The sequence below is a fragment of the Luteitalea sp. genome, from assembly GCA_009377605.1.
Lineage (GTDB): Bacteria > Acidobacteriota > Vicinamibacteria > Vicinamibacterales > Vicinamibacteraceae > WHTT01.
In genome coordinates, this window is record WHTT01000001.1 from 1 (window position 1) to 14,797 (window position 14,797).

The 14,797-nt window shown below is 64.7% G+C and carries 10 protein-coding genes and 1 pseudogene; 6 read left to right on the top strand and 5 right to left on the bottom strand.

Going from position 1 to position 14,797, the window contains the following annotated elements:
- Window positions 1-217: 217 nt before the first annotated feature.
- Window positions 218-1,642 carry an MATE family efflux transporter gene (locus GEV06_00005; GenBank protein ID MPZ16286.1) on the top strand — a complete coding sequence of 475 codons (1,425 nt, stop codon included), beginning with the start codon at window positions 218-220 and terminating at the stop codon, window positions 1,640-1,642.
- Between the two features lie 59 nt (window positions 1,643-1,701).
- Here GEV06_00005 and GEV06_00010 read toward each other — a convergent pair whose 3' ends face one another.
- Entirely contained in the window at window positions 1,702-2,730 is a 1,029-nt protein-coding gene (locus GEV06_00010; GenBank protein ID MPZ16287.1) for an SMP-30/gluconolactonase/LRE family protein, read from the bottom strand.
- 195 nt (window positions 2,731-2,925) lie between these two features.
- On the opposite strand from GEV06_00010, the gene GEV06_00015 reads away from it, so the two are divergent.
- The 3 genes and pseudogenes from GEV06_00015 (at window position 2,926) to GEV06_00025 (ending at window position 6,709) form a co-directional block, all read left to right on the top strand.
- Window positions 2,926-3,414, top strand: a complete 489-nt coding sequence (locus GEV06_00015) for a 2Fe-2S iron-sulfur cluster binding domain-containing protein (GenBank protein ID MPZ16288.1) — start codon at window positions 2,926-2,928, stop codon at window positions 3,412-3,414.
- Window positions 3,414-5,554 (top strand): annotated as a pseudogene (locus GEV06_00020) (molybdopterin-dependent oxidoreductase). The gene GEV06_00015 and the pseudogene GEV06_00020 overlap by 1 nt, the downstream one beginning before the upstream one ends.
- Before the next feature lie 42 nt (window positions 5,555-5,596).
- Window positions 5,597-6,709 carry an inorganic phosphate transporter gene (locus tag GEV06_00025; protein MPZ16289.1) on the top strand — a complete coding sequence of 371 codons (1,113 nt, stop codon included), beginning with the start codon at window positions 5,597-5,599 and terminating at the stop codon, window positions 6,707-6,709.
- A gap of 148 nt (window positions 6,710-6,857) precedes the next feature.
- On the opposite strand, the gene GEV06_00030 is transcribed toward GEV06_00025, so the two are convergent.
- The gene (locus tag GEV06_00030; protein ID MPZ16290.1) at window positions 6,858-8,738 is read right to left on the bottom strand and encodes a squalene--hopene cyclase; all 1,881 of its coding nucleotides are present in this window, start codon (window positions 8,736-8,738) and stop codon (window positions 6,858-6,860) included.
- A 243-nt stretch (window positions 8,739-8,981) separates the two neighbouring features.
- On the bottom strand, window positions 8,982-9,953 hold the full coding sequence (gene ftrA / locus GEV06_00035) for a transcriptional regulator FtrA (GenBank protein ID MPZ16291.1): 972 nt from the start codon (window positions 9,951-9,953) through the stop codon (window positions 8,982-8,984).
- Window positions 9,954-10,036: 83 nt separating this feature from the next.
- On the opposite strand from ftrA, the gene GEV06_00040 reads away from it, so the two are divergent.
- Both GEV06_00040 and GEV06_00045 read left to right on the top strand, forming a co-directional pair.
- Window positions 10,037-11,215 carry an aminotransferase class I/II-fold pyridoxal phosphate-dependent enzyme gene (locus GEV06_00040; GenBank protein ID MPZ16292.1) on the top strand — a complete coding sequence of 393 codons (1,179 nt, stop codon included), beginning with the start codon at window positions 10,037-10,039 and terminating at the stop codon, window positions 11,213-11,215.
- A 578-nt stretch (window positions 11,216-11,793) separates the two neighbouring features.
- Window positions 11,794-12,783 carry a hypothetical protein gene (locus GEV06_00045; GenBank protein MPZ16293.1) on the top strand — a complete coding sequence of 330 codons (990 nt, stop codon included), beginning with the start codon at window positions 11,794-11,796 and terminating at the stop codon, window positions 12,781-12,783.
- A 119-nt stretch (window positions 12,784-12,902) separates the two neighbouring features.
- Here GEV06_00045 and GEV06_00050 read toward each other — a convergent pair whose 3' ends face one another.
- Both GEV06_00050 and GEV06_00055 read right to left on the bottom strand, forming a co-directional pair.
- A complete protein-coding gene (locus GEV06_00050; protein ID MPZ16294.1) occupies window positions 12,903-13,397 on the bottom strand; it encodes a hypothetical protein in 495 nt (164 codons plus the stop codon).
- A gap of 108 nt (window positions 13,398-13,505) precedes the next feature.
- Window positions 13,506-14,762 (bottom strand): ankyrin repeat domain-containing protein, encoded by a 1,257-nt coding sequence (locus GEV06_00055; protein MPZ16295.1) that lies wholly within the window; start codon window positions 14,760-14,762, stop codon window positions 13,506-13,508.
- Window positions 14,763-14,797: the final 35 nt, after the last annotated feature.

Here is a 14,797-nt window from a genome sequence, read left to right on the forward strand (position 1 = left end):
CTTAGGGGACATTTCTATTTCGCTCGCGAGGGGACATTATCACTTCGCTTCAACAGCAACCGCCGTCGCGGCGGAAGGCCTTCACGTCGGGCGGCGATCAGCGTGTCGATTCTTCGCACCGGCGAGCGACTAACCTACGTACGGCAGGTCGGCCAAGACGCGGCCGATCCTGCGAGCGCCCAGGCGGCTCTCATTACGCCGACAGGAGCAAGGGAACATGACGGAATCGATCGAAGCTGTGACCGGCGGCGCGCCGACCGGCTCCCTTTGGTCCGGCCTCAAGAGCGCCATCCGCGGCACCGAGGCGGACTACACTCAGATCCCCCTGCGCCGAGCGGTCTTCCTGCTGGCGGTGCCGATGATCCTGGAGCTGGTGATGGAGTCCACCTTCGCGGTGGCGGATATCTACTTCGTCGGCAAGCTGGGCTCTTCGGCGGTGGCGACGGTGGGCCTCACCGAAACCTACCTGTTCCTGCTCTATTCGATCGCCATGGGCCTGTCCATGGCGGTGACCGCCATCGTCGCCCGGCGCATCGGCGAGAAGCAGCGCGACGAGGCCGGGAAGACTGCCGTGCAGGCGATCTTCATCGGCTTGGCGATCTCGCTGCCGTTCATCGTGGCGGGCATCCTCTACGCACGCGAGCTGCTGGCGCTGATGGGTGCCGACGAGTGGAGCCTGGCCCATGGCTACCGCTACACGCGATGGATGCTCGGCGGCAACGCGGTGATCGCGCTGCTGTTCGTCATCAACGCGATCTTTCGCGGTGCGGGCGACGCGGCGATCGCCATGCGCGTGCTCTGGGTGGCCAACATCCTCAACATCGCGTTGGACCCGATCCTGATCTTCGGGCTCGGGCCGATCCCGGCAATGGGCATCGAGGGCGCGGCGATCGCCACCAACATCGGCCGCGGCGCCGCCGTGCTGATGCAGCTCTGGCTGCTGTTCAAGGGCGGCAAGCACATTCGCGCCACGCTCGACCACGTCACATGGAACGGTGCGATCGCGCTGAACATCGTCCGCACTGCGCTGGGTGGCATCGGCCAGATGATCGTGGCCATGACGGCGTGGATCTTCCTGATGCGGATCCTGGCCAGCCTCGGCAGCGAGGCGGTCGCCGGCGCGACCATCGCGCTGCGGACCATGATGTTCACGATGATGCCGGCCTGGGGGCTTTCGAACGCCGCCGCGACGCTGGTGGGCCAGAACCTCGGCGCCGGTCAACCGGAGCGCGCCGAGTCGTCGGTGTGGCGGATCGGCCGGTACAACATGGTGTTCATGGTCGCGGTTTCGGTGGTGTACTTCCTTTTCAACGAGCCGATCGTCGCGATCTTCTCGCAGGACACGCGGGTGGTCGCGATCGGTGCGGAGTGGTTGCGGATCCTGTCGTATTCGTACTTCGTCTACGGCTGGTGGATGGTGGCGGTGCAGGCCTTCAACGGCGCCGGCGACACCATCACGCCGACCAAGATCAACCTGGTGTTCTTCTGGCTGATCCAGATCCCGCTGTCGTATGCGCTGGCCATCCCGCTGGGCTGGGAGCACTCCGGGGTGTTCTGGGGCGTGTTCGTCTCGGAGACTGCGGTGGGCCTGTTCACCCTGTGGCTGTTCACCCGCGGCGGCTGGAAGCGGGCACAGGTATAGCCAATAGGTATTGACTTGATTAGTCGCCCTCTATATCACGGCGGCCCTAAAGGACCGCCCTACCACCCATTGCCCTTTGTCTTCGTGCGGATGCGACAGACATAGGCGTCTGCAGTGATATAGAGTACCGATCCATCATCGCCCCAGGCGCAGTTGGCCGTGGCCTGCTCGGTGTCGATCCGGCCGAGCAGCGCTCCCTCGGGTGTCATCACGTGGACGCCGCCTGGACCCGTGGCGAACAAGTTGCCCTGATGGTCCACCTTGAGACCGTCGGGCAGTCCCTTGTGCGCGTCGACCATGCTCGTCACGTCACGGAACACGCGGCCCTCGCCGAGCGTTCCATCATCCTCGACGGGAAACGCCATCCACACCGCATGCTCCGGATCGGAGTTGGCAACGTAGAGCGTCTTTTCATCTGGCGAGAACGCGATGCCGTTCGGTCGTGTCAACGCCTTCGTCAGGAGCGTCACCTCGCCGGTCTTTGCCGACCTTCGGTAGACTCCGTAGAAATCGAGCTCGCGCCGTCGGTCCTCCGCTCGCTCCGGTAAGCCGTACGGCGGGTCGGTAAAGTACAGGTCGCCGTTGGACTTGAAGACGAGGTCGTTAGGGCTATTGAAGCGCTTGCCCTGATAGTTGTCGGCCAGCGTCCGCTTCCCCCCATCCCACTCGAGCCGTGCGATGCGTCGATCGCCATGCTCGGCGAGCGTGAGCCGTCCCTCCCCATCGAGCGCCAATCCATTGCTACCCGGCTCACGTCCATAATCGTCGACGCCAGTGTATCCGGCAGGCTTCATGAACGTTGTCACGCCGCTGCTCGCCGTCCATTTCATGACGGCGTTCCCAGGAATCTCCGAGAAGAGCAGGAAGCCCCCTTCCCGGGCGACCCAGACGGGCCCTTCCGTCCACTCGAAGCCGTCGGCCACGACCTCGATCTGCGCATCTGGTGCGATGAGCTCGTCGAAGCGGGCCTGTTCTTGCACGAGGCGACCAATGGTCGGCGGGCTCGTGTGCTCGGGCTCTTGACTCGAAACCGCGGCCGAGAGCAACCCCGCACAGACCGCCAGCGTGGTGACGTGACGAAGACGCATAGAAAGTCCTCCCGAGGAGGGAATCATAACGGTTCAGAAGCCATCGCGATATACTGAGATCTTCCGTGTGCCCCCAATAGTAGTGCTTGGTCCCTGGTTCTTAGTGCTTGGTGCGCCTAGTACGCTTCGATGCTTCATGACGCCCAAGCGCACCAAGGACCAAGGACCAAGAACTAAGGACCAAGGACCAGCCTCATGCCTCGATACACTCTGCGCGTCAACGGCCGGGAGCACGCGATTGAGGCCGAGCCTGGCGACAGTCTGCTCTCAATCCTTCGCGACGACCTCGAGTTGACCGGAAGCAAGTACGGCTGCGGCGAGGGCCAATGCGGGGCGTGCACGGTGCTCGTCGAAGACGAGGTCACGCGATCATGCGTGACCGACGCGGGCTCGGTCTCTGGCAAGTCCATTACCACGATTGAAGGGCTTGCCACGGACGAGCAACTCCACCCGGTGCAAGAAGCCTTTGTCGAGGCGGAAGCGCTCCAGTGCGGATACTGCACGCCCGGGATGGTCATGGCCGCGGTCGGCCTTCTGCGAAGCAATCCGAGCCCGTCGCAAGCAGAGATCACCAAGAGCATGAACAACAACATCTGCCGGTGCGGAACCTACGGGCGCATCGTGCGCGCCGTCGAGCTCGCCGCAACGCGCACCTCATCCAGGACGAGCAGCGGGAGCAAATGATGAGCGACGAGAGCGCCTTCGACACGGCGCAAGAGCCGGAGCGCTACGAGCTCCAAGAGCGTTCGCGTTCACCGATGACGTTGGAGCGACGCGAGTTCCTGCAGATCGTCACCGGCCTGCTCGTGGTGGTGACGACGGGCGAGGCGCGTGCGCAGGAGTCGGGCAGGGGAGCTCGTGGCTCCCGAGGTCGTGAAGAGACACCGGAGCTCTCGGCCTGGCTCCACATCGACGAGAGTGGCCGCATCACGGCGTACACCGGAAAGGTTGAGATCGGTCAGAACATCCGGACCTCGCTTGCACAGGCGCTTGGTGACGAGCTGCGCGTCCCGCTCGATGTCATCACGCTGGTCATGGGCGACACCGACCTCACACCGTACGACGCCGGAACGTTTGGCTCGCGTACCACGCCCGCGATGGCGCCACAGTTGGCACGCGCGGCTGCCACGGCGCGCGAGATGCTGATCGATCGAGCCGCTTCGCAATGGCGGATTCGGCGTGACACGCTGCGCGCAAAGAACGGGCGGGTGCTTGGCCCAGACGGACGTTCGGCGTCGTATGGGGAGCTGACGCGGGGGGAGAAGCTCACCGGCACGGTTGCCGCCGATGCCCCGGTCGCAGCGCGGGACGGCTGGAGACTCAGAGGCCAGACCACCAAGAAGGTGAATGGTCGCGAGATCGTGACCGGTCATCATCGGTACACGCCAGACATGGTCAGGCCCGGCATGCTCTATGGGGCCATCGTCCGGCCTGACGCGTTCGACGCCACGCTCGAGTCCGTCGACGACACCGCCGTGCGGCGGATGGAAGGCGTCACCGTGGTGCGCGAGGCCGACCTGCTCGGCGTCGTCGCAGCCCACCCGCGCCTCGCGACGCGCGCGGCGGCTGCGATTCGCGCGCGCTGGCGCGTGCCACCAGGTCAGCCTTCGTCCAAGACCATCTTCGATTACTTGAAGAAGAGCCCCGCCTCGAGCAGCGGCGGACGCGGCAGGCGGGAGCCAGACGTGGTTGGGGACGTCGCAGAAGCGCGGACGCGTGCTGCCCGCACGTTCAAAACGACGTATCTGATCCCGTACATTGCGCACGTGCCGCTGGAGCCTCGCGCGGCGGTCGCCGAGTGGAACGACGGCAAGCTCACCGTCTGGGTCGGCACGCAGCGCCCGTTCGGCGTGAGGAGTGAGCTCGCGGAAGCCTTCGGTCTTCCGGAGAGCCGTGTGCGGGTGATCGTGCCAGACATGGGCTCGGCGTACGGCGGCAAGCACACGGCCGAGCACGCGGTGGAGGCCGCTCGGCTTGCCGTGGCGGCTGGTCGGGCCGTCAAGCTGGTGTGGACGAGAGCCGAAGAGTTCAGCTGGGCGTACTTCCGTCCAGCCGGTGTCATTGACGTGGCAAGTGCCGTCGATGGCGACGGCCGGCTTCTCGCATGGGAGTTCGACAACTGGAACTCGGGCGCGGCCGGCATCGAGACACCTTACGAGGTGCCGAATCGACGCGTCGCGTTTCATGCATCGGAATCACCATTGCGGCAGGGCTCGTACCGCGGCCTGGCGGCAACCGCCAATCACGTCGCCCGCGAGATCCACATGGACGAGATCGCGCGCGCGACTGGGATCGATGCCGTGGAGCTCCGCTTGAAGAACCTGAAGGATGCTCGGATGCGCGCCGTTCTGACGGCCGTTGCCGAGCGTGTCGGTTGGCCTCGCGATGCTGGAGCCGAGCGGGCGCTCGGCCTCGCCTGCGGCACGGAAAAGGACAGCTACGTGGCGACGGCCGCAGAAGTATCGAAGACCGAGTCTGGCTTTCGCGTCGAGCGTCTCGTGGCCGCCTTCGAGTGTGGCGCGATCGTCAATCCGGATGGTGTGCGCAATCAGGTGGAGGGCTCTCTCGTCAGGGGCTCGGCGGCGCGCTGTTCGAGGCGATCGAGTTCGCCAACGGGCGGATACTCAACGGCAGCCTGGCCAAATATCGTGTCCCGCGCTTCGCCGACATGCCCGCGCTCGACGTGTTGCTCCTGGACAGGCCCGACCTCCCATCTGCAGGCGCCGGTGAGACACCAATCGTTGCCGTGGCTCCGGCGATTGCCGCCGCGGCGCGCACGTTTGGCCCTGTCGGTGCCGCCCTGCCCATTCGCCTCGAAGCCTAGGGGTGGTAGGGACGCCCCGCCGAGGCGTTCGGCTGTTGTGGAGTGGATGTGTCGCTAACGGTATTGCTTCTCGTGGTCGCTGCCGGTGCGCTCGCGTACGTGAACGGCGCAAACGATAACTCCAAAGGTGTCGCAACGTTGGTTGGCGCGCGTCTGGCGACCTATCCGCGCGCGCTCGCGTGGGGCACCGCGTGGACCGTCGCCGGCGGCCTCGCGGCGCTCGTCGTCTCGAGCGGTCTCGTGAAGATGTTCAGCACGGCGCTCGTTTCTGGCGGCGTTGCCGCCTCTCCACGCTTCTCGCTCGCGATTGCGGTCGCGAGCTGGGCGTGGGTGCTGTTGGCGTCACGCCTTGCGCTTCCCGTCTCGACGACCCACGCGCTCACCGGCGCGATTGTGGGTGCCGCCGTGGCTGGAGGCGGAGTGGAGGGTGTCCAGTGGGCGCTCCTGGCGGGTGTCGTGGTGCTGCCCCTTGCGTTCAGTCCCGTGGCATCGGCGCTGCTCGCCTACGCGATGCACGCCATATTCGCGCAGCCAATGAAGCGCGCCGCCCGCTACTGCGTCTGCGTCGAGAAGGGACAGCGCATCGTGCTCGCGCCCGCCAGCGGCACGGCGCAGTACACGGCGCTCTCGCAACCCGTTGTCGCGACCGGGGATGGGGCCGAGTGCGACGCGGCGGGATTCCAACATCGACTACCGCTGACGACGGTTGCACATTGGGGCGCCAGCGCGGCGCTCAGCTTCGCGCGCGGGCTCAACGACACCCCGAAGATCATCGCGATTGCGGTGCTCGTAGGTGCGAACAGCGCCGTGCCATCGGCGTCGCTCTTCGTGCTCGGGGCGCTGATGATGGGACTCGGCGGTTATCTCTCGGGCTGGCGCGTGACACATACTCTCGCTGAACGCGTGACTACCATCGATCCGCTGGAGGGGTTGTCGGCCAGCACCGTGGCGTCAGGGTTGGTGCTTGCCGCATCCTGGTTCACGCTGCCCGTTTCAACGACGCACGTGTCCAGCGGCGCCATCGTAGGCGCCGGGTTGCGCGGCGGCGCATCCGCCGTCTCCTGGCGAACCGTTTCCACGCTCGGCGCGGCGTGGGTCATCACGGTCCCGGTCTCAGCGCTTCTGGGCTTCTCCATCTACACGCTTCTCTGGTGAGCGACAGCAGGGACGCCTCGACGAGGCGTCGCTACGGCCCCGATGGTAGGGGGGAGCCCGACCCGCCTCCCTGAGTGCTAAATGCATGGCAACACGAGAATGACCGTGACAGCAGAAACGAGAAACCTCGCTGAATCCCATCTGACAATCACATCGTCGGTGTATCGGACAAGCAGTCGCGCGCCGCAGAGAGTCCACCGATGGCAAAGATCAGTGGATAGAGCTCTTCGAAGTACCACAGTCGTGCGAAGTACAAACCGATCGGCGAAGCGGGTGTGCACTCGCCTCGCTTCGTCGCCTTCAGCAACCACTCCGCTCCGCGCGCAACGGCGCGCGTGACTCTGTCAGGGTCTGCATCCGACTTCGCGCGCGACAGCGCCGTCAATGCAACGCCGGTCTCTTCGATGGATGAGGCCACGCCGCGGCTTCCACCCCAGCCGCCGTCCGCGTTTTGCGCGTCGAGCAACCAGGCCGTTCCTTGACGACGACAGTTGACCGCCTCCGCCGCGTCTCTGACGAGTGGCGCGTGCAATCCTGTAAGGACCCGCGCCGTTCCGTACGTCCCGTTCTCCTCGTCTGATGCGTGCTCGTTGCCGAACCAGAGTGGAATCCAGGCTCCCTCTGCGCGTTGTGCTCGGGCGATGTATCGCAACGCGCGACCGGAAGCGCGCAGAATCGCGGCGCGGACCGGGGGATCGAGCAGCTCGTGCCACGCGCTCAGAGCTTGCAGCGCGTGCGCGGTAATCTCGGGCGTGCTGCGATCGAAAGGTAGCGCGCCCCATCCGCGGCAGAAGGTTGGTATCCCACCGTCGCGATTCTGTACGCCGAGGAGCCAGCCGGCGCCCGCAGCTGCTTGGCGCCGGATCTCTGCATCGGGTGGACCGAGCCGGCGGAGTGCCAGCAGGGCGCCTGCGGTGTCGTCTGCGTCTGGGACGCCGCCGCTCAGATTGGTCCAGGCCCAGCCGCCAGGCGCCGCGTGGGTAAACGGATGCTCGCAGACAGGCTGCTGCGAGAGCAGCCAGGCACGCACACGCTCGGTGTCGATGCGCTCGAGCTCTCCCGCAGCCGCCAGCGCAGACACCGCCAGCGTCGTCACCCACGTCGCCAGGTTCGTATCGATTGGCCAGCTCCCATCACCTCGAGCGGACTCCTCGAGGAATCGAAGACCACGCTGGACGACGGGATGCCGAGCGTGCCCGGCGGCGGCGAGGCTCATCACGACGAAGCTGGTCAGCGGCGCTGCCTCGAGATAGCCGCCACTCTCTGGTTGCATGTTCCTCAGCACGTCGAGCGTTGGCCGGCGTAGGCGATTGCGGACGAGGCGCAGCACCGGATTGGAAGTTGGCGCGAAGTAATGGCGCACCTGGCCGATCGCGATGAGCGCAGGCAGCGCGTAGCTCACCACGGGAAGCCGCGCATGGTGAAACCATCGATGCGGAAGGGCGGCGAGCTCGAATGGAAGCTGCGGCACGCGCCGCCACGCTGTTGCATCGTCGTGCCCCAGCTTGCCGGCCAGGGCGAGCACGGTCAGGATCGGGACCGAGAACGTCTTGTCTTTCCCGTATCGCCGGAGAATGGCCTCACGCAGCGCTTCCGGCTCGAGAGCATCCGCGCCGGACCCGAGCATGCCGCGTGAAGACTTCCGCAGCCACGCCTCCGCCCGTTCGCGATGAGCGCCGGTGAATGCGGGTCCCTCGCTTGTCTTCAGGGCAGGATGCGACGAAGCAATCGAGAGCGCCGACCACACGAGCGCCGTGGTGCTGAGGTTGCTGCGACTGCGCACGGTGTCTCCCCAGCCGCCATCTGCGTTCTGATGCGCCAGAAGCCACCGTGCGCCGTTGTCAACGAGGTGATCGAAGGGACCGAGACCTTCGCGGCTGGAGAGGGTCAGCGCCATAACCGCAGTTGCCGTGGAGAGCGCGCTGCTGGCCAGCGCACCTTCCCAGTGACCAGCCAGGACGCGGCGCTCGAGGAGTCGACGGGTCAGAGTCGCCAGCGTCGTGTCGAGGCTTTCACGGGATGGGCGCATCCTTGGGGGAAGGGATGAAGGGGTAAGGATCTCATTCTACTGACTTGGGTCCGGAAGCGGAACGAGCGCGGAGCGATTGCCCGAGGCGTCGACCGCGCGGATCCAGCCACCAAGACCGGGGTGGTCGACCGGCGATGTGACATTGTAGTTGGTCACCTCACATTGTCCCGTCTTTCGGGTTTGAAACTGCTTACGCGAATGGGAGGGAAGACTCATGCGGGCGATTTCTCTCCGGGGTTCGCATCAAGATATGTCTCTCACGGAAAACCGCCGGCGATAGGCGGTGGGTGTGGTTCGTAGTGAACGACGGAAGTGCAGCCGCAGCGTCGCAGCGGTCTGGAGGCCGACCGCTTCCGCAATGTCATCGACCGACTCGGGGCTCGTTTCCAGACGACGTTGGGCCGCGAGGAGACGCTGATGGGTCAGCCACTGATGCGGTGTCGTTCCCGTTTCTGCCTTGAAGCGCCGCGCAAACGTTCGCGATGACATCGCCGCACGTCGTGCGAGCGTGTCGACGCTCAGCGGCTCAGCGAGCCTGCTCTGCGCCCACTCGAGCACGGGCGCGAGTCCATTCGTCGCTTCGGTCCGAAGTGGTGCGGGAATGTATTGCGACTGTCCGCCGTCACGCTGCGGCGGAACGATGAGCCGGCGGGCCACCTGGTTGGCGACTTCTGCCCCGTAGTCGCGGCGCACGATGTGCAGACAGAGATCGATCCCTGCAGCGCTCCCGGCCGACGTCAGGATGTTGCCTTCGTCGACGTAGAGCACGTCCGGCTCCACATGCACGTTCGGGAAGCGTGCCCGCAGCCGATCCACGTGACGCCAGTGTGTCGTGGCGCGCTTGCCATCGAGCAGTCCCGCCTCGGCGAGGACGAATGCCCCGGTGCAGATCGTGACGAGACGGGCGCCGCGCGCGTGGGCGCCGCGCATGGCGTCAAGCAACGCCTCCGGGGCGGGATCGTCCACATCCCGACAGCCGGGAATCACGATCGTGCCCGCATGCTCGAGCGCGCGCAGGCCCGCGGTTGGCTGAAGCACGAGGCCTCCAGTGATCCTCAGCGGACCGCGATCGGCCGAACAGACCTGAAACCGATACCAATCGACGTCCAGCTCTGGGCGAGCGAGCCCGAAGATGTCGACGACGATGCCGAACTCGAACGCCGAGAGGCGGTCGTATACCAGCGCAACGACGCGACGGTAATCGAGGCGCCGCATGGCAGGATCTTAACGCATATTGGCGTTTCTGCCTATCGACCGTCTGCACGAGATCTGTGAGACTACGTCGAAGAGGTGAACAGATGGAGCCTTTTCGAATGACGCGCGCAGTTCATGGCGGTCGTGATCCCCGCGACGGTGGTCCGGTTGTGCCCCCGATCTATCAGTCGGCGATGTTCGCGGCACGCACGCTCGAAGAGCAGGCTGAGCTGAGCACCACTGACCGCTTCTACATGCGCTATGACAGTCCGAACTTTCGTAGCGTCGAACGCGTGCTCGCCGACCTCGAGGAGACCGAGGACGCCGTTGTCTTTGGATCTGGCATGGCCGCGATCAGCACCGTGTTTCTGAGTCTCCTCGAGGTAGGCGATCACGTCATCGCGCTGCGCGATCTCTACGGCGGCACCGTGGAGTTCCTCGATCATCACCTGAAGCGCTTCGGAATGTCATTGACCTATGTCGATGCGGTCGAGCCAACTCATCTCGCCGAGGCGGTTCAGCCCAGGACGCGCCTTGTGTACGTCGAATCGCCAAGCAATCCGCTGCTTCGTCTCGTGGACTTGGAGAGCATGGCGCGCTTCTGCCGGGAGCATCGGCTGCTGTCGGTCATCGACAACACATTCGCGTCTCCTGTCAACCAGCGACCACTGCGTCTGGGAATCGACGTGAGCCTCCACTCGGGCACGAAGTATCTCAGTGGTCACTCGGACGTGATTTGTGGTGCAGTGTGTGGAAGTCGTACGGTAATGGCGCGTGTGCGCGAAGGCCGACGTGATTTCGGCGGCATTCTCGATCCGCACGCGGTCTTCCTGCTGCAGCGCGGCTTGAAGACGCTGGCACTGCGCGTCGAGCGCCAGAGCCAGAGTGCATTGACGCTCGCGACGTACCTGCAAAGCCGCCAGGAGATCCAGACGGTTCACTACCCGTTTCTGGACAGTCATCCGCAGCACGCGCTTGCGCGGCAGCAGATGGCCGGAGGTGGCGGGATGCTCAGCTTCGAGTTGACGAGCGGCCTGAACGCGACGCGTGTGTTCACCGAGTCGCTGAAGAGCTTCACGCTCGCAGGCAGCCTCGGCGGCGTCGAATCGCTCGTTACCGTCCCGGCGATCACCACGCACGGTCGATTGAGCCCGGAAAGGCGAGCGGCCATGGGCATCTCGGACGGTCTGATCCGGCTGTCGGTCGGCATCGAGGACGTCGAGGAGCTTCAGGCTGATCTGGATCAGGCGTTTCAACGGGTGGCCGACTCCCGCGTCGCATGACACGGCGACCACGAATAGCTCATGGACATTACCCAGCGACGACCTGCGAGGCTGGGCGTCCGAGGCGTTAGCTGAGGTTACTCGGCGCTCTGTACCTGGTGGCTAACCGTTTGACGTGCGCTGGCGATCGGCGTCTTGCGGGATCGTCCGGCGAGTGGTGCCCCCAGGCGGTGACGTTTCCGCGGAAACGTAGGGCGGCAACGTTGCCGCGTTGTCGCTACAGGCTACCCGTTATCTTTCCTCTTGGTGGGGCGCCCACCGAACATTTCTTGCGTCCAGGCGGGATTGGATCTAGAGTCGGGGTTACGCGCGTTGGAAGGCTATCGGTTGGCTCTCCGAATCCTAGGAGAGTCGCATGGTCGTGGACGTCCCCTCCTTCGCTGAATTGGGATGCGCACGCTCGGTGGAGCCGGCGCACCTTTGTTCGCCCCGTTTCCCTCCACGCATCTTTTTGGCAACAGCCCCACCACGTCCTCGAAGCGATGCCAAGCGTGGCTCGTTGGCGAGCCGCGTAGCCGGCCGGCGTATCGGCGCGTCACGTACGGCCATCACGCGCGCATGAGGAATGAGGTGCAACGATGACCCCGAACCAGATCAATTCGCTCAGGCTGCACACGCGCCCCTTGCCAGCGGAATGGACGCCCGCGGAAGGCCGGGAAGCCGCCCGCGCGGTCGTGCTCTGCTACAGCGACGGACGGTTCTCCTGCCAGTCCTTCTTCACGCAGCCCTTGCTCGGTCAGCTCAACCGTGTCGAGGGACTGACGCCGGATGCAGAGGTGTACTTTCGGGAGATCGCGCTGATTGGGATGGATCTGTTCCACGTTCGCCTCGCCGGTCCAGAGAAACAGATCCAGAAGATGTGCCGTGAGCCAGGTTTCTACGACCTGCTGCGCGCGATCGACACGACACTGACGCCGGAGGTGCGTTCCAGGTGGTTTCTGGAGACCACGGGCGGGAAAGAACGCTCGGACGTAGTTGCCGCCCTCGATCTCAGGACCTTCTACCTGGCCAACTATGTCAGCCTGAACGGAGCGCGCACGAAGATCCACAACATCATCGTGGTTGGCGACCGGTTGGTCGGACGGACCGAGCGGCAGGAAGTGGTCATTGGGCAGCTCACACCCGACGTCATCGAGAAGGAGCACATGCTGCTGGAGGTGCAGCCGATGCGCAGCGTCAACGAGCTCGGCAAGATCGATCTCTTGGCGCGCGTCCCCAACTCGGATGACGTGTTTTTGGTCGCAGTAGAGAACCGCGTGTATGAGTTCGACCTCTGGGGCGAGATGACGCGGTTCCACGAGTTGGACGAGCGTGTCAAGGAGATCCACTCGATCGACTTCAACCGAGTTCGTTCAGTGCTGGCGACGAATGCGGGGCTCTTCGAAATCGACATCCAGGAGATGCCGAACATGGTGCGGGCCACCAGTCTGCCGCGGCAGATCGCTCATACCGAGCTCTGGAAGAGCTTCTCGCTTGCTCGCTACGTCGAGGATCCGCTGGTCCTTGGGATCCATCCGGCCATGGCCATCATGGCGAAGACGAAGGACGAGAAGGTGGTCATCGCCTGAACGCGGATCACTCGCTCGCGTTGAGAACTACCGAACCTTCGTTCCAGGAGCGCCGGTCCACGCCACGGTGGGCCGGCGCATGTTTTCAATGGACCGATTCCTTCACGCGCGGCTTCTGCTCAAACGGCCTCGTCCGCGGAAGGGCCGTAGATCGACGGCAGCGGGACATCCTGCAGGCGCAGGTACACGGTGAGCTGACCACGATGGTGAATCAGGTGGTTCAGGAACATCGTGCGCAAGGCGCCGATCTTCGGCTGCGTAACTATCACGCGTCCGTCATTCTTGAATGTCCAGGGCACCAGCAGCTCCGCGTCAGTCTTGCCGACCATGGCGGCACGTGAGGCGCTGACCTGCTCGTCGAAGGCTGCCAGCAGCTCGTCGACGTTCGCGTACGGCGCGCGCGGCGGTTGTGCCGCGCGGTCGAACTCGCTCAGCGTCATCGCCCGTACCACCAAGCGGGGAATGTCCGCGAGGTGCGAGGCGAGCTGCCGCAGCGTACGTGACTTCTGATGCGGCGTCCATTCGCCATCCTGCAGCGGCGTGCGCTCTAGCAGACGACGAGTCAGCCCCATCTCGCGATCGAATTCCGGTAAGAAGGCATCCATCATAGCCATGCGTGCTTCTCCGTTCCAGAGCGAACCATTGCCCGAGCGAGTTGTATCCGATTCATGAACGGCTCGGGCGCCTTGATCTCGTTCGGCAGGCCGCCCGCGCCCGGGAGGTCAGCGACCGCTTCCGAGCGCGGCGCGCATGCGGGCATCCTCACGGATCCTTCTTGCAAGTGGAAAACCTCGCTCCGATTCGGCAAGCCAGTCCCCGTCGACGGTGGCGCCCGCATCGACCAAGATCTCTACCACATCGTAGTGGCCGCTGCTGCTGGCAGTGCGCCGCTCGCTGCCGCCCCAGGCGTACAGCGCCCAACCGAGGGGCGTCCCGCCAAAACGTTCGTCCTTCGCATTGACATGTGCGTTTCGGCGGAGCAGCACTCGGACCGTGCCCGGATGGCCGCCATAAGCGGCCCAATGCAAGCCCGTCTGGCCATCATGTTTGAGCTTTGCGTTGACGTCCACACCTTGCTGCAGCAGGAAATCGACGACGTCGCTTCTGCCGTACTCGCAGGCCCAGGTGAAGCCGTCCCTCATCTGCGTCTCGGTCGTGTTTCCTTTCAGTGGCCCGTCCGATGTGAAGAAGCTCTTGACCACATCGAGCCGTCCGGCCCCTGCGGCGGCTTCGAGATCCAGCCCTGGAGCGCGCTTGGCGAGGAACTCTGCGGCCTTTCCGCGACCATTTGCATGGCACCCGTTAATCAAGTGTGACCATGCCGCTGTTCCTGTCGCGTCGCCCACCGATGCGCCGCGATCGAGCAGGAAAGCCATCAGCTCCTCCTGGACGCCCGCGGTCACGGGATGAATGCTTGTTGCCATGAGACCCAATGTGGTCGACCCGCCGTACATGCCTGCCGTTGCGTCGATGTCTGAACCCGCGCTCAGAAGGATGTCTGCAATCCTGACCGCATTCTTTGGTGTCCGCTGGCGGAAGCCCTCGACTCCATTCGCGCCGACGTAATGGAGCAGGGTCGAGCGGTGCGTGCGTGTGGAGCGCGCGTGAACCAGATCCGGATTGGCGTGAAGCAAGCGCTCGACGGTACGGGCATCACCGGTCACGATGGCATCGACGGCTTCCTCCGCCGCCCGCCATATCCTGTCCGACGGACTCTGTTCAGTCACTGCGCCAATGTGCTTGGCGAACTTCGGCCAGCTCTCGAAGCCATGCTCCCGCGCAAGGACGAACTGCGCGTCCGCAAGCGTGAATGTCGCCGGCCGGAGGTCGGGGTCCGGCCTCGCACTCAAACGCGGATGGTGTTTCCTGATCCGTGCGAGCGCGGCTGGGTCGCCGGCCTTCCACGCTTTGACGAGCTCCTTTGCTTGCTTCTTGTACTGCTCGAGGTCGGGACGGGCGGGTAGTTCTCTGGCAGCCATACGAATCTCCTTTCATCACATGCCTGGAGTCCGCC

What these genes read in the sequence shown, in the direction of transcription:
- GEV06_00005 (MPZ16286.1), top strand. Translation starts at nt 218, where the DNA reads ATGACGGAATCGATCGAAGCTGTGACCGGCGGCGCGCCGACCGGCTCC.
- GEV06_00010 (MPZ16287.1), bottom strand. Translation starts at nt 2,730, where the DNA reads ATGCGTCTTCGTCACGTCACCACGCTGGCGGTCTGTGCGGGGTTGCTC.
- GEV06_00015 (MPZ16288.1), top strand. Translation starts at nt 2,926, where the DNA reads ATGCCTCGATACACTCTGCGCGTCAACGGCCGGGAGCACGCGATTGAG.
- GEV06_00030 (MPZ16290.1), bottom strand. Translation starts at nt 8,738, where the DNA reads ATGCGCCCATCCCGTGAAAGCCTCGACACGACGCTGGCGACTCTGACC.
- ftrA (MPZ16291.1), bottom strand. Translation starts at nt 9,953, where the DNA reads ATGCGGCGCCTCGATTACCGTCGCGTCGTTGCGCTGGTATACGACCGC.
- GEV06_00040 (MPZ16292.1), top strand. Translation starts at nt 10,037, where the DNA reads ATGGAGCCTTTTCGAATGACGCGCGCAGTTCATGGCGGTCGTGATCCC.
- GEV06_00045 (MPZ16293.1), top strand. Translation starts at nt 11,794, where the DNA reads ATGACCCCGAACCAGATCAATTCGCTCAGGCTGCACACGCGCCCCTTG.
- GEV06_00050 (MPZ16294.1), bottom strand. Translation starts at nt 13,397, where the DNA reads ATGGCTATGATGGATGCCTTCTTACCGGAATTCGATCGCGAGATGGGG.
- GEV06_00055 (MPZ16295.1), bottom strand. Translation starts at nt 14,762, where the DNA reads ATGGCTGCCAGAGAACTACCCGCCCGTCCCGACCTCGAGCAGTACAAG.